Consider the following 13,419-nt stretch of genomic DNA (forward strand, 5'->3'; position numbering starts at 1 on the left):
GGCTGCGCTTCATGCTCTGGTCCTCGTTGGGCCAGAACGAACTTCAAACTGGATTAAGCCCCAGGGGCAAGGTCACCCGTTGAGAGACAGATCTGTATGAGCGCACCAATTCTTGAACCGCAGATTTTTGATGAACTGAAAGCCGCGCTTAACCACGGCATCGCGTCAGGCGAGTTGCTGACACCGTTGCAGATCGAGCAGCAGACAGCGCTCTTCCGTGATCGCTTTGGACCCGCCGTGTTGCGCGATCTTGACGGTGAATCCCTGCTGCGTCTGATGCACGGACGCCTGAGTGGTGAAACTCGGTGTTTGGCCTATTGGTTGGAGTTCAAGAACGATGACGAGTTCTCCGGCAACCAATTTGGCGGTATTGGTGGTGGGTCAGCGCTAAAATTTGGCATCTTTCAGCGCCAGAGTGACAACGCCTGGATGACGGGGTCGCCGAAGGCACAGAATGTCCTGTCGCTTGAGGACGCCATAGACATTGCACGAAAACAGAGGGACCAATTGGTGGCTGGCGCTGACGTGTTGTCGTCGCTGAATACAGGAGATACTTCAGATGAGGCATACGTCAAGCTTCAAGCTGCCATGGAGAAGGCTGCTCCAAAACTAGCGCATGACGGCTGGGCTCACAAATACTGGTTTCTTACCAGCCCAAACCGACTCGATACCTACCATAGCCCCCGTTACCAGCGATTCCACCTCTTTAAGCTTCTACAAATGCCTCCCGACAAGGTCGGGATCTTGGATGGCGGTTCGCCTCGCTTCGTCTGCGCAGGACGTTTCGTTGCCGCTGCACAGGAACTTGAGGTGCCGGTCACAACACTCGACACAATCCTCAACCGGCGCGATGGTGCCTTTCACCGATATTGGAAGGTAGGCACTACAGAAGGGAGTGACGGCCGAAGCCACTGGACAGAAATGCGCGAGGGCGGTTTCGTGTCTATCGGTTGGTCCGAGCAAGTTCCCGACCTGTCAAAAACGATTAGTCAGGACAAGACGACTGCGAAAAATAAAATCCGGGATCTTCTGCTTCCCGTTTACACTGCTAACGTAGGCGTCGCGTCTAGAAAGGCTGGAGAAATACTGAATTTTGCTCAAGAAATATCGGAGTTAGATTTAGTGCTCGCGTGTGAAGGCCAAACCGTTCTGGGCGTAGGGAAAGTCCGCGGGCCTTATGAGTATGACAGCAAGCTTAGCTTCCCACACAAACGTCCTGTTGAGTGGCTTAGCCTCGACTCCTGGCGAATGCCCGACCAGGAGGGGTCGCGTACCACGATTTATGAACTTGGCAGGAGCGCAGCTAACCTCCTTGAGCTTGAACAGCGGCTATCCCGACGAGGGGCGGTGCCTGCCACAGTATCTGCACCGCATCCAGTTGTTCCGGCAGCCGAAACCGTACCTATGCCGCCGCTCGATCAGTTTGCCGCGCGAATCGAAGCCATCCTACGCCGCAAGGGTCAGGTGATATTGTACGGGCCGCCTGGCACGGGGAAAACCTACCGGGCGTTGGCCGTCGCCAACGAACTTGCCGCCCGCCATGCGTTCCGGAAGAGCTTTGTCGATTTGATCCCATCTGAGCGCAAGACGGTAGCCGACAGCGAGGGCTTCGTGCGCGTCTGTACCTTTCATCCCGGGTGGGGTTACGAGGACTTCATCGAGGGTCTACGGCCTACGACAGTGAACGGCCAGATGGTTTTTGAACCGCGCGGCGGCATCTTCAAACGTCTCTGTACAGATGCATCCAAGCAACCGAACCGCAATTTTTTTCTTGTCGTGGATGAGATTAACCGTGGCGACCTACCACGCATCTTTGGGGAATTAATTACGGCGATTGAATACGATAAACGGGATCGACAGATCGTATTACCAGTCACCGGCGCACTGTTTTCCGTGCCAAAAAATGTGTTCGTCATTGGCACGATGAACACGGCGGATCGTTCTATTTCTCTTATGGATACCGCGCTTCGCCGGCGTTTTGGTTTCGTCGAAGTGATGCCAGAAAGCAATTTACTAGTTGGACGGAAAGCTGGAGGGTTGCCGCTTGGTCCTTGGCTGGACGCGCTGAATACAAGACTTCGCCTCCATCTGAAACGGGACGCCCGCAACCTTCAGATTGGCCACGCCTATTTGATGCCACCTCAGCCCGTCACTTCGGTAGCGGAGTTTGCTCGCATTCTACGCGACGACATTATCCCCTTGCTCGAAGAATATTGTTACGACGATTTCGGTATGCTCAGAGACATTCTTGGTGGTGAGCTGGTCGATGCAGAGGCTGGGCGTATTCGAGAAGAGATATTTGGCACCAACCGGGAAGGAGATCTGATTCAGGCTGTGTCATTCGAGGAAATGCAGCCACTTGTACTCGATCAGGAGCCGGCCGATAGCACTTTGGTTGGCGAGCCGTATGATCTCCCAACCGACGACAGCGAGGGAGACGATGACCCCGCACCCTGACGGCACGCCCCCATTCGTCGTCGAGCTAACGGAATGGAACCGGGTCGGCCCCGCAGAGGACTCGCGCTTAAGGGGCCGTTCTCTAGCGGGCGATATGCCGTCGCGCCGACTGGCCGAGACGCTGCGTGGACGGTTGGACATCCGCGAGGCATACGACGGACTTGAAATCACCAGCACATCTTTCGTCGGCCGCGTGGACGTGGGGCCGCTTCGCATCGCGATTGAGCCCAAGCTGCCAGCGATGCCGCTCGCTCGACTGCTCCGCTACGCTTATGGGCTGCGCGATGTCTCGGCGGTCGAGGAGACGAGGTCACCAACCACTCGGCACGGTCTACACGACTTGCTAGTTTCGTTGCTCGCGGCGGAGGTGGAGGAATTAATGCACCGGGGTCTGGCGCGTCGCTACATTCCACTATCGGAGAATCTGGAGAGCCCACGCGGCCACATCATGATAGATCAAGTGATCCGTCAGGGCGGCGTGCGGGAGGCTCGGCTTCCCTGCGGGCACTTCGAACGTCGGGCTGACTGGCATTTGAATCAAGTGTTGCGCGCAGGCCTTGAGGCTGGTGCGCGACTTGTTGAAGACAGGAACCTCCGACGGCGTGCGCATCAACTTTCGTCGATGTTTGGAGATGTCAAGCGCTTGGTGAGCCTCGGTGCTGATGACATCGACCGGGCGGACCGTGGCCTTACCCGTCAGACCGCCGCCTGTGGGCCGGCGCTGACGATCATCCGGCTACTGCATGACGCCCAGGGTATCGCCTTCGATTCGGGACAAGTGCCGAGCCGGACGCCCGGGTTTCTGTTCGATATGAACGTCTTCTTCCAACGCCTGCTCTCTCGCTTTCTGCACGACAATCTTGCCGGTGCGCGGATCGCGGACGAACTTGCGATCCGCAACCTGTTTGCCTACGCGCCTGACGCCAATCCGAGGCGGCGCCGTGCGCCGGCACCGCGGCCAGATTACGCTTTATTTTACAACAAGGTGCTGCACGGTTTCCTCGACGCAAAATATCGCGACGTTTGGGAAAGGAGCCTCCCTGCGGAATGGCTGTATCAACTTTCAATATACGCACTTGCCTCGCCAAGCGAAGTTAGCGTGCTGCTGTACGCCTCGATGTCTACGGAAGCACGTGACGAACGCGTGGAAGTTCGCCAGCCTGTGACGTGGTCCAACAAGCGGCCTGCTTCGGTCATCTTGCGTCCGGTCTCGCTACCTTACCTAGCCGAACTTCTCGATCCCGACCGAGCGAGGAGTCTGGCCGGCGAGCGGCGGCGGTTAGCAGACCAACTGGTGGCGCCCGGAACTCGTCAGAACGACATGCTAGCGGCCTGATGGTCGTATCTCATCGGCTTATGCGCTTCTGGTGTCGCTCATAGGGATATGGCGTAAACATAGTCCTCATCATCGTCGTTCGTGGCCCGCCAAGTCTCCTGCCACGTCCCCCGAACTTGCTGCTGACCGCAGCCCGCCCGCCGCCTCCCCGTGCTCAGAGCCGGGCGCCTGGCCTACGACCAGGGTGCGCTCCAGGGCTTGCCTGCGGCGCGCGGTGGCCGTTCACAGCGCCGGCGGTCTCGGGCGGCACGCCGACCCGCTCCATCAGTTCGCGAACGTCGCGGATGCGGCTGTCGAGAAGGCCGTGCATCTCAGTCAGCGTCCAGCGCAGCTCATCCACCGCGCCCGGCGCCGCGTCGGGAAAATGCGAGAGATGATAGATCATCTCGTTGAGCACCTGCCGCAGCCCATACAGGTCGTCATGGGCGAGCTTCTGGACGTCGAGCTGGCCGAGCAGCCGCTGCACGAAGCTGCGCCGATCGGGCGGCACATGGCGCAGATCGACGAACCGGTTGACGTGGAAGGCGCGCGGCGCCTCGGCACTGCCGGCCGCTTGGGCCAGCGCGAGGCGCACGCTGTCCGCGTTGAGGTCCTCGGTATCGACGGAGAGCGTGTTCGGGAACAGGCTCTTGTAGCGTTCGATCAAGGCGTGGGTCTTGTCGTAGTACCAGCCGAACTTCTCGGCCAGCGACAGATCCATCCATTGCTGCTTCGACATCTCTCCGAGGTGGAAAGCGGTCGGACGCTTGCGCTGCGCGGCCGGCGAGTCGGCGTAGTAGAGGTGGTTCTGCGGCGACAGCTCGGCATTCTCCACCAGGCTTGCGATGCATGCCGCGCGGTCACGCCGGCGCAGATGCACCAGCGTGACCTGATCGCCGAGGAGCTCGGCGATGATCGGCAGCACGGCCGCGTAACCGTTGCCGACGACGCAGGCATGGGGGCAATCGAGGATCGTCTGACGAATCTGATCCGCGAAGCCGGGATCGTTGGTTTCCTTGAGCTGGCAGAACAGCTCATTGAGCTCGCTCGACGCCCATTCGTGCACGGCCCTGTCGCCGTTGCCCTGGTTGTCGAACACCTCCTGCATCATCCGCGTCAGCGACGTCGTGCCGTCCCGGCCGGTGCCGACGCACAGCACCCGCAGCGTGGAAGGCGGAGAATTCCTCAGGGCCGCGTCGCGGCCATTGCCGGAGGGGCGCGTCGCTCCATTGTCCGAGACCACGGCCAGGCGCTTACGCGCCAGCCGGCGAAGCTCCGCGGACGCCGCCTCCCACTCGAGCCTATAGCCGTCGCGCTCGTCGCGCAGGCGGCCCATGATCACGCCCCTTTCTTCCGTGATGCGCCTGTACCGCTCGGACTCGTCCTTCGCGGCGATCAACTCCGCTTGCAGCGCATCGACGAAGCGTTTCACATCCGCATCGAGGCGGCTTTCGGTGCTGGCGGTGTCAATCCCCAACCGGTTCTCGATCCACCGGCGCAGTCGCACTCTCGACAACAATAATCCTCCAAGAAATCGAGCCGAACGGCCTGCTGATCGTCTGCCGCAAAGGCCGCCTTGCCGGCTCCGGCTCTCCATGTAATACAATTGCAATGTACATCAAACTGCATCGCAATTCGGTTGCAGAGGCAGCGATGTTGGCCGGCACGTTGCGCGAGCCGCGCCCGCTCGTGCCCGAAAAATGTGCATGCCGCGCGACTAGTGGCCATTTGAGGGTATTAATACACCGCGATGCGGCGCGAGTGCGGTGGTCATGCGTCACGGCACGCCGCCGGCGCCGCTGTTGCCAACGGGCACGGCCGCGACGACGCCAACTCCGTTGAGCTAGTCCAGTCCGCGCTCGCGACTCAGGCGCACCATCTCGTCGATGAAGATCTGCTTCTGCTTGTCGTCGAGGCTGGTGAACAGCGGTTCCGATGTGTCGGCCACCGCGCGCTGGTCGGCGGCGCGATCGACCAGGAACTGAGCCTCGTTGCGCATCTGCTCGACGATGTCGTCCGGCGGATCGCGCTTCGACCGCGCGATGCGCAGCTCGAGTCGATCCGCGCCGTTGCGGCCGAGCGCGTGCATCGCGTTGGCGAACGGACCCCAGTTCTTCGCCTGCTCTTCCGTCAGGTTCAGCCCGGTCTTCAGGCGCTCGATATTGCTATCGCTGTTGGCGACGATCTGGTCGGCCGTGAGTTGCGGGGCGCCCGGCTGCGTCAGCATCGGCGTCGCCTTGGCGACCTTGCTCGTCTTCGTCGCCTTGGAAGGCTTCGCCTTCCTGCCCTCGGCCGGCGGCGCCTCGGGCTGCGCACTCTGCTGGCCGCTGTTGCCGGTGAACGCCCCGGTCACGCCGGTGACCACGCCGACGACACCGCCGATCGCGCCGCCGAGCACACCGCCGACCGGGCCCGCCGCCCTGTTGCCTTCGCGCGCACCCTGCTCGACGCCCTTGAACAGGCCCTGCGCGGCAGGCTGACGCGGCAGGCCCACAAGGCCAATGAGGCCTATTGACACTCCTATTGCGATGCACCGGAAAGACCGGCGCCAGATGCCGGGGCTCATCATCATCAGTTCAGGCTCCGTGCGCAGTCGCTGGTCGTGACGACCATGATTCCAACGAATTCTACCGTTGCCGCAACGCGCAAGTCCATCTGCCGCACGCAGCGCGATGCATCGGACGTGCCCAGCTGCACTGGTTCCTCTCGGCTTCCTGCTCGGCCGAGACGCGCTTTGCACTGCAACGCTCAGCACTGCGATGCAATCAGTTGCGGAACCTGCGACGAAATGTGCACGCCATTAGTTCTAGGATTCGCCTCACCGGCTTTCTCGACAGCCGCTCGCAATTCTGCTCTGATTGCATCCAAGCGAAATCCATGCGCGCATGACGCGACGCAACAACTAACAAATCGGATTCGCATCGACAGAATGCTTGGCTCACCAGGGAGGGAACGCCATGTCACGGAGGAAGCTGAACCGCCGACAATTCGTTGCTGCGACCGCTGCCACCTCGGCGGTCATGATTGCCGCGCCCTATGTGCGCGGCGCCTACGCCGCCGGCAAGCTCTCGATCGGCTTCTGGGACCATTGGGTTCCGGGCGCCAACCAGGCCTCGACCGATCTCGTCAACGAGTGGGCCGCCAAGGAGAAGGTCGAGGTTCAGATCGACTACATCACCAGCCAGGGCAAGAAGATCGAGCTGACGATCGCCGCCGAGGGCGCCGCGAAGTCCGGCCACGATCTGATCGCCATGCCGACCTGGTGGCCGCATGCGCATGCGGAACTGCTGGAGCCGGTCAACGACATCATGGAGCCGATCATCCAGGAGAACGGCGAGGTCAACGGCACCGTCAAATATCTCGGACAGTCCGGCGGCAAATGGCTCGCCGTGCCGGCCTGCGTCGGCAGTCAGATCAAGGGTCCCTGCTCCCGCATCGATCTGATGAAGAAGCATGCGGGCATCGACGTGCAGGAGATGTATCCGGCCGGATCTCCACCGAAGGCCGACAATTGGACCACGGAGACCTTCCTGAAAGCGGCGGAGGCCTGCCATAAGGCTGGCGTGCCGTTCGGCATCGGGCTTGGCGAAACCACCGACAGCGTGGACTCCGCCGGCGCGTTCTTCCAGGCGTTCGGCGCGGATCTCGTCAACGCCAAGGGCGATGTCACGGTGAAGACGGATGCCGTGCGCCAGGCGCTCGAGTTCTACAAGCGGCTGATCGCGGCGCTGCCGCCGGATGTCGCCTCGTGGGACGACGCATCGAACAACAAATGGCTGGTCTCGGGCAGGGGCGCGATGATCATGAATCCGCCGAGCGCCTGGGCGGTGGCCAAGCGCGACGCGCCGCAGATCGCCGAGCAGTGCTGGACCCACGGCTTCCCGGCCGGCCCCAAGGGCCGCTTCGCGCCGTTCCTGCCCTACTTCTGGAGCATCTGGTCGTTCTCCAAGAACAAGGAGGCGGCCAAGAGCCTGATCGTGCACCTGTCGAAGCCGTCATCAATCGAAAAGATGGTGGTGGCGAGCGGCGGCTACGATCTACCGGCCTATCAGAAGCTGACGACGCTCAAGGTGTGGCAGGAGGAGGGACCGCCGAAGGGGACCCTCTATCACTATCCCAACCCCTATAATCACCAGACGCTGTCGATCGCAGCCTCCCCTGCTCCGCCCAAGATCGCGCAGCAGATCTATGCGCAGGCGACGATGACCAAGATGTGCCTGCGCTACGCTCAGGGCGAGAAGATGGAATCGACCCTCGCCTGGGCTGAAGGCGAGTGCGAGGGCTTCATGCGCAGCTGAGGCATGCTCGAAGCAACGCCGGCGGTCCGCTTCAGCAGGCGGGCCGCCCCCTTTCACCTTGTCAGTGTTTCCCATCCAGTGAGGACCCCGCTGTCGCAGGGGACATCACGAGGAGCCTTTTCTCATGGTTGATGCCGCCATCGGTGAAAACGCCGTCGCCCGCCCTCGCGCGGCCCGCCGCAATGGTCTGCACAGGGCGTTGAAGCGGAAATCGACCGCCGCTTTCCTGATGACGCTGCCGCTGATCCTGCTGATCGTGCTCCTGGTCGTCTATCCCGCCCTGTATTCGGTGCATCTGGCGACCCTGAACAAGTCGATGCAGCGCTTCGTCGGCTTCGGCAATTTCGAGTTTCTGTTCAAGCGCGACACGTTCTGGCTGGTCGTCAAGCAATCCTGCATCTTCGCCATCACGGCCGTCGTGTTCAAGGCGCTGATCGGCTTCATCGTCGCTCATTTCGTCCACAACATCCCCGCCAAGGGGCAGCGCAAATGGCGCGGCATGCTGCTGGTACCCTGGGTGATCCCGCCGGCGATGAGCACGCTGGCCTGGCTGTGGCTGTTCGACCCGTCCTACAGCGCTTTCAACTACACGCTCGCCTTCTTCGGCATCGGCCCGATCCCGTGGACCGGGGATGCCGCCTGGGCGCGGTTCTCGGTGATCCTGGTCAACATCTGGTACGGCGCGCCGTTCTTCATGATCATGTACCTGGCCTCGCTGAAATCTGTCCCGGATCAGCTCTATGAGGCCGCGGCGATCGACGGCGCCAATTGGTGGCAGCGGATCTGGTACGTGACCCTGCCGATGATGCGCAACATCATCGCGATCACGACGCTGTTCTCTCTGATCGTGACGTTCGCCAATTTCGACATCGTGCGCATCCTCACCGCCGGCGGCCCGCTCGACAAGACGCACATCTTCGCGACCTGGGCGTTCCGCGTCGGCATCGAGGGCAGCGACATTCCGCTCGGCGCCAGCGTCTCGCTGTTCATGGTGCCGATCCTGGCGGTCGCCGCCATCTTCATCCTGCGCGACGTCAACAAGCGGGGGAACGAGTCCTGATGAGCACCGTCACGATCGACAAGGCCGGCCCGACCCGTACCGTCAAATATGGCTCGATGAGCCGCGACCGCGCCTGGGCGCTGCGCTGGTCGTATTTCTTCCTGACGCTGTTCGCGATCTTCTCGCTGGTACCGCCGCTCTACATGCTGATCACCTCGCTGAAGGGCAGCGCGGAGATCTCCGCGGCGACCAATCCGTGGTGGGTATTCCATCCGACGCTGGAGAACTATGTCGAGCTGCTCACCTCGAACCAGTTTCAGCGCTTCTTCTTCAACTCGGCCATGGTCTCGATCGTCGTGGTGATCATCACCATGCTGATCAGCATCCCCGCCGCATTCGCGCTGTCGCGGATGAAGTTCTGGGGCTCGGCGACGCTGGCGACCGGCGTATTCCTGACCTATCTGATCCCGGACAGCCTGCTGTTCATTCCGCTGTTCAAGATGTTCGCGCTGATCGGCGACGTCACTGGCATCCAGTTGATCAATCGCTGGTACGTGCTGCTGTTCATCTATCCGACCCTGACGGTGCCGTTCTGCACCTGGATCATGATCGGCTATTTCGCCTCGATCCCGAAGGAGCTCGACGAGGCCGCGATCATCGACGGCGCCTCCTGGCTGCAGACGCTGACGCGGATCTTCATTCCCGTCGCCCTGCCCGGTCTGATCGCCGCGACGATCTTCGCCTTCACCGTCTCCTGGGCGCAGTTCCTGTATCCGCTGGTGTTCACGACCTCGACCGACCAACTGGTGCTGCCGGTCGGCATCGTCACGAGCCTGATCAAGGGCGACGTCTTCAACTGGGGACAGATCATGACCGGCGCGCTGCTGGGCGCGGCGCCGCCGCTGATCATCTACGCGTTCCTGATGGACTATTACATTGCCGGGCTCACCGCCGGCGCGACCAAAGGCTGATGACGGGGGTTGATCACACATGGCTGAAGTGAGCTTGCGCAAGGTCGTGAAGCGTTATGACGACGTCGAGGCGGTCAGGGGCATCGATCTCGATATCGCCGACCACGAGTTCGTCGTGCTGGTCGGCCCGTCCGGCTGCGGCAAGTCGACGACATTGCGGATGATCGCAGGGCTCGAGGACATCTCCGACGGCGACATCACGATCGGCGGCGATGTCGTCAACGACGTGCCGCCGAAGGATCGCGACATCGCCATGGTGTTCCAGAACTACGCCCTCTACCCGCACATGACGGTGGCCGAGAACATGTCGTTCGGGCTGCGGCTGAAGCACTACCCGAAGGCCGAGATCAAGAGCCGCGTGGCGGAGGCCGCGCGCATGCTGGATATCGCCGACCTCGTCGACCGCAAGCCCAAGCAGCTTTCCGGCGGCCAGCGCCAGCGCGTCGCGATGGGCCGTGCGATCGTGCGCAATCCCAAGGTGTTCCTGTTCGACGAGCCGCTGTCCAACCTCGACGCCAAGCTGCGCGTGCAGATGCGCATCGAGATCAAGAAGGTGCACCAGAAGGTCCGCACCACGACGGTCTACGTCACCCACGACCAGGTCGAGGCGATGACCCTGGCCGATCGTGTCGTGGTCATGAACAAGGGCCGCATCGAGCAGATCGGCACGCCGAACGAGCTGTACCACAATCCGGCGACACGCTTCGTCGCCGGCTTCATCGGCTCGCCCGCAATGAACTTCGTGCCGTGCCGGCTCGAGGAGGCCAATGGCCGGCTCCACATCCGCCTCACCGACCGGATCGCCTTTCCGCTGCCGCCGGCGCGCGCCGCGCGCTATCAATCCGTGTCGCGGAACGAGCCGCTGCTGCTCGGCATCCGGCCCGAGCACATCGCCGAGACCAAGCCGCATGCGGAGCCTGGGATTGAGCCGTTCGAGGCGCTGCTCGACGTCACCGAGCCGATGGGCATGGAGACGCTTGTCTACTTCACCCTCAACGAGACGCCGGTCTGCGGGCGGGTCAACCCCAACGCCGGCGCGCGGGATGGCAGCCCTCTGCGCATGGCAATGGACCTCAACAACATGCACCTGCTAAATGAGGCTTCAGGCCTCGTCATCTGACGAGCATAAGAAGCTTCAAGGGCAGGACATGACCACCAGGACGGCAACCAACAAGAACAAGATCCTCGTCACGGAATCCTTCTCGGCCAAGGGCCGCGCGCTGCTGGCGGCGCGCGATGATGTCGAGATGATCGAGTTCCCCAACATGATCTCGGCGGTGGATTTTTCCGACCTGCTGAAGTCCCACGCGCCGGTGCACGGCGTCGCGCTCGGCGCCACGCGCTTCGGAGAGCCGGAGCTGATCGCGGCCGGCGACATGAAAGTCGTCACCCGAATCGGCGTCGGCTTCGACGCGGTCGATGTGCCCGCGCTCTCCAGGCACAAGGTGCCGCTGATGGTCGCGGGCACGGCGAACTCGCCCTCGGTTGCCGAGCAGGCGCTGTTCATGATGCTGACGCTGGCCAAGCGCGCCAACGAGATGCATGCGATGGTCAAGGACGGCACCTGGGGCGCGCGGCTCGGCGTGCTGCCGTTCGATCTCTACGGCAAGACCGTGCTGATCATCGGCTTCGGCCGCATCGGCACCCGCACCGCCAAGCGCTGCCTCGCGATGGAGATGCAGGTCCTGGTCTACGATCCCTACAAGCCCGCAGCCGACATCACCGCCGCGGGCTGCGAGCCCGTTGCCGATCTCGACACTGCGCTCCCGCGCGCCGACTTCGTCAGCATCCACTGCCCGAAGACCCCGGAGACCATCGGCCTGTTCAACGCCGCGCGTCTCAAGCTGATGAAGCCGACGGCGTATCTGATCAACACCGCGCGCGGCGGCCTGATCGACGAGGCCGCGCTCTATGACGCGCTGTCCTCGGGCCGGCTCGCCGGCGCTGGCCTCGACGTGTTCGAGCAGGAGCCGCCGCCGGTCGGCCACGCGCTGCATGCGCTGCCCAACGTGATCATGGCTCCGCACGTCGCTGGCGTGACGCGAGAGGCGGTCGACCGCATGAGCGAGCAGACGGCGCGCAACATTCTCAGCGTGCTCGATGGCGATCCGATTCGGCAGAACGTGATCAATCAGGACGTCTTGTAGTCGTCCGGCCGGTGCAATGGTCCTGTCCCGTCGGCGACGAGGCAGGACCCGCCCTCATCACGCGGATGTCAGGACCTTTCTCCACCGCTTTGGCGCCCAACTTTCAACGCATTCTTGCAACTTGGCCAAATCCAGCTACAACTGTGACTATCGGCGCCGGATTTTACGCGCGCCGGTAGGAACAGAGGCGGCCATGAGTGTTGCGACCGAGCACGCGCTCGCAACGATAGCGAGCATTCTCGATCAGCCTGAAGCGACGAGGTCGGCAGACAAGGCGGCGCCGTCGTCGAAGAAGGCTGCCGCGACTGTCGTCTCTCTCGATCAGGCCGACGGCTACACCAAGCTCGGACCTGGGCCGATTTCCGCGATCCGCTTCCGCTGGACGGCACGGCGGGGCGAGGACGGCTACTATGTCGACGAGACCGTCGGGCCGACCTCGATCGCCGTGAGCAGCGGACCGATGACCGCCGAAGCTGCCGTCAAGACGGTCGACACCCGCGCGCGAGAGGCGATCGAGCGCTTCGAGGCGCTGAAGAACGAGATGACCGGCAAGGGCCCGGTTGCGCCCAGCGAGAGGTAGCGCTCCGGCCGCCCGGACCACTCCGTCTTCGTTGCGATGTCTCCAAATCCCATGGCCGGGTTCCATCCTGGCCATTCGTATTTTGTGGACCTTGAGGCCGCCTGCCGTCCCGCTCCGGAAGGGCCTACCTCCGCGCGCCCAGATAGTCCGGCTTCGCCAGCGGCACGCCGGCGTGACGCAGGATGTCGTAGGCCGTGGTGACGTGAAAGAAGAACTGCGGCAGGCTGAACGTGAGCAGCAATGAGCGACCATCGTCGAAGCTGCGCGTCGCACCGTTGCGGAAGGTGAAGCTGACCTCCCGCTTCGCGCCCTCCTCGATCGCCGCAGGTGGCACGCTGCGCACATCGTCGATCGCGGTTGCAATCCGCGCCTTCAACCCGGCCATATCCGTGTCGCTGTCGGCAACGGTCGGCTGCGCGCGGCCGGCGAGCAGCGCGCAAGCAATGGTGGCGTGGCGGTTGGCTTCGCAGACCTGCCGGATCAGGTTGTACATGTCGGGCGCGAGCCGGGCCTGCAGCAGGTCGGCGGGATCGATGCGGCGCGCCTCGGCAAAGGCAGCGGCCTTGTCGAGCACCCCCGAGAGGTTGTGAAGATAAGGCACGAACACCTCGACCGACGCCTGCACCAAGGAAATGCTCATCAACCAACCTT

11 protein-coding genes are annotated in these 13,419 nt (G+C 62.5%); 8 read left to right on the forward strand and 3 right to left on the reverse strand.

Annotated elements, in window-relative coordinates; all coding sequences use genetic code 11:
- Window positions 1-96 precede the first annotated feature (96 nt).
- Both ACQR13_RS13830 and ACQR13_RS13835 read left to right on the forward strand, forming a co-directional pair.
- Window positions 97-2,457, forward strand: a complete 2,361-nt coding sequence (locus ACQR13_RS13830) for an AAA family ATPase (protein ID WP_315751572.1) — start codon at window positions 97-99, stop codon at window positions 2,455-2,457.
- On the forward strand, window positions 2,441-3,793 hold the full coding sequence (locus ACQR13_RS13835) for an McrC family protein (RefSeq protein WP_315751573.1): 1,353 nt from the start codon (window positions 2,441-2,443) through the stop codon (window positions 3,791-3,793). Before ACQR13_RS13830 ends, ACQR13_RS13835 begins: the two co-directional genes overlap by 17 nt.
- A gap of 154 nt (window positions 3,794-3,947) precedes the next feature.
- On the opposite strand, the gene ACQR13_RS13840 is transcribed toward ACQR13_RS13835, so the two are convergent.
- Both ACQR13_RS13840 and ACQR13_RS13845 read right to left on the reverse strand, forming a co-directional pair.
- Complete coding sequence (locus ACQR13_RS13840; RefSeq protein ID WP_315751574.1) at window positions 3,948-5,369, reverse strand: hypothetical protein; 1,422 nt, start codon at window positions 5,367-5,369, stop codon at window positions 3,948-3,950.
- A 246-nt stretch (window positions 5,370-5,615) separates the two neighbouring features.
- Window positions 5,616-6,260, reverse strand: coding sequence for a Spy/CpxP family protein refolding chaperone (locus tag ACQR13_RS13845; RefSeq protein WP_315712622.1), 645 nt, complete (start codon window positions 6,258-6,260; stop codon window positions 5,616-5,618).
- A gap of 469 nt (window positions 6,261-6,729) precedes the next feature.
- Here ACQR13_RS13845 and ACQR13_RS13850 point away from each other — a divergent pair, with 469 nt between their 5' ends.
- The 6 genes from ACQR13_RS13850 (at window position 6,730) to ACQR13_RS13875 (ending at window position 12,768) form a co-directional block, all read left to right on the forward strand.
- On the forward strand, window positions 6,730-8,070 hold the full coding sequence (locus ACQR13_RS13850; protein WP_434841048.1) for an ABC transporter substrate-binding protein: 1,341 nt from the start codon (window positions 6,730-6,732) through the stop codon (window positions 8,068-8,070).
- Window positions 8,071-8,194: 124 nt separating this feature from the next.
- Window positions 8,195-9,130 carry a carbohydrate ABC transporter permease gene (locus tag ACQR13_RS13855; RefSeq protein WP_315711958.1) on the forward strand — a complete coding sequence of 312 codons (936 nt, stop codon included), beginning with the start codon at window positions 8,195-8,197 and terminating at the stop codon, window positions 9,128-9,130.
- Window positions 9,130-10,041: a carbohydrate ABC transporter permease gene (locus ACQR13_RS13860; RefSeq protein ID WP_315711960.1), complete on the forward strand. Its 912-nt coding sequence runs from the start codon at window positions 9,130-9,132 to the stop codon at window positions 10,039-10,041. Before ACQR13_RS13855 ends, ACQR13_RS13860 begins: the two co-directional genes overlap by 1 nt.
- A 19-nt stretch (window positions 10,042-10,060) precedes the next feature.
- Entirely contained in the window at window positions 10,061-11,161 is a 1,101-nt protein-coding gene (locus ACQR13_RS13865) for an ABC transporter ATP-binding protein (protein ID WP_315711961.1), read from the forward strand.
- Between the two features lie 28 nt (window positions 11,162-11,189).
- Window positions 11,190-12,188 (forward strand): hydroxyacid dehydrogenase, encoded by a 999-nt coding sequence (locus ACQR13_RS13870; RefSeq protein WP_315751577.1) that lies wholly within the window; start codon window positions 11,190-11,192, stop codon window positions 12,186-12,188.
- 193 nt (window positions 12,189-12,381) lie between these two features.
- Window positions 12,382-12,768 (forward strand): hypothetical protein, encoded by a 387-nt coding sequence (locus ACQR13_RS13875; protein ID WP_315711965.1) that lies wholly within the window; start codon window positions 12,382-12,384, stop codon window positions 12,766-12,768.
- 124 nt (window positions 12,769-12,892) lie between these two features.
- On the opposite strand, the gene ACQR13_RS13880 is transcribed toward ACQR13_RS13875, so the two are convergent.
- Window positions 12,893-13,408: a DUF1993 domain-containing protein gene (locus ACQR13_RS13880; protein ID WP_315751578.1), complete on the reverse strand. Its 516-nt coding sequence runs from the start codon at window positions 13,406-13,408 to the stop codon at window positions 12,893-12,895.
- Between the last annotated feature and the right edge of the window lie 11 nt (window positions 13,409-13,419).

It is taken from the genome of Bradyrhizobium sp. HKCCYLRH3059 (genome assembly GCF_051168035.1).
In the GTDB taxonomy this organism is placed as follows: Bacteria; Pseudomonadota; Alphaproteobacteria; order Rhizobiales; family Xanthobacteraceae; genus Bradyrhizobium.

Excerpts from the sequence above, each read along its gene's own strand:
- ACQR13_RS13875 (WP_315711965.1), top strand. The coding sequence starts at position 12,382 with ATGAGTGTTGCGACCGAGCACGCGCTCGCAACGATAGCGAGCATTCTC.
- ACQR13_RS13880 (WP_315751578.1), bottom strand. The coding sequence starts at position 13,408 with ATGAGCATTTCCTTGGTGCAGGCGTCGGTCGAGGTGTTCGTGCCTTAT.
- ACQR13_RS13830 (WP_315751572.1), top strand. The coding sequence starts at position 97 with ATGAGCGCACCAATTCTTGAACCGCAGATTTTTGATGAACTGAAAGCC.
- ACQR13_RS13850 (WP_434841048.1), top strand. The coding sequence starts at position 6,730 with ATGTCACGGAGGAAGCTGAACCGCCGACAATTCGTTGCTGCGACCGCT.
- ACQR13_RS13855 (WP_315711958.1), top strand. The coding sequence starts at position 8,195 with ATGGTTGATGCCGCCATCGGTGAAAACGCCGTCGCCCGCCCTCGCGCG.
- ACQR13_RS13835 (WP_315751573.1), top strand. The coding sequence starts at position 2,441 with ATGACCCCGCACCCTGACGGCACGCCCCCATTCGTCGTCGAGCTAACG.
- ACQR13_RS13860 (WP_315711960.1), top strand. The coding sequence starts at position 9,130 with ATGAGCACCGTCACGATCGACAAGGCCGGCCCGACCCGTACCGTCAAA.
- ACQR13_RS13865 (WP_315711961.1), top strand. The coding sequence starts at position 10,061 with ATGGCTGAAGTGAGCTTGCGCAAGGTCGTGAAGCGTTATGACGACGTC.
- ACQR13_RS13870 (WP_315751577.1), top strand. The coding sequence starts at position 11,190 with ATGACCACCAGGACGGCAACCAACAAGAACAAGATCCTCGTCACGGAA.
- ACQR13_RS13840 (WP_315751574.1), bottom strand. The coding sequence starts at position 5,369 with ATGGAGAGCCGGAGCCGGCAAGGCGGCCTTTGCGGCAGACGATCAGCA.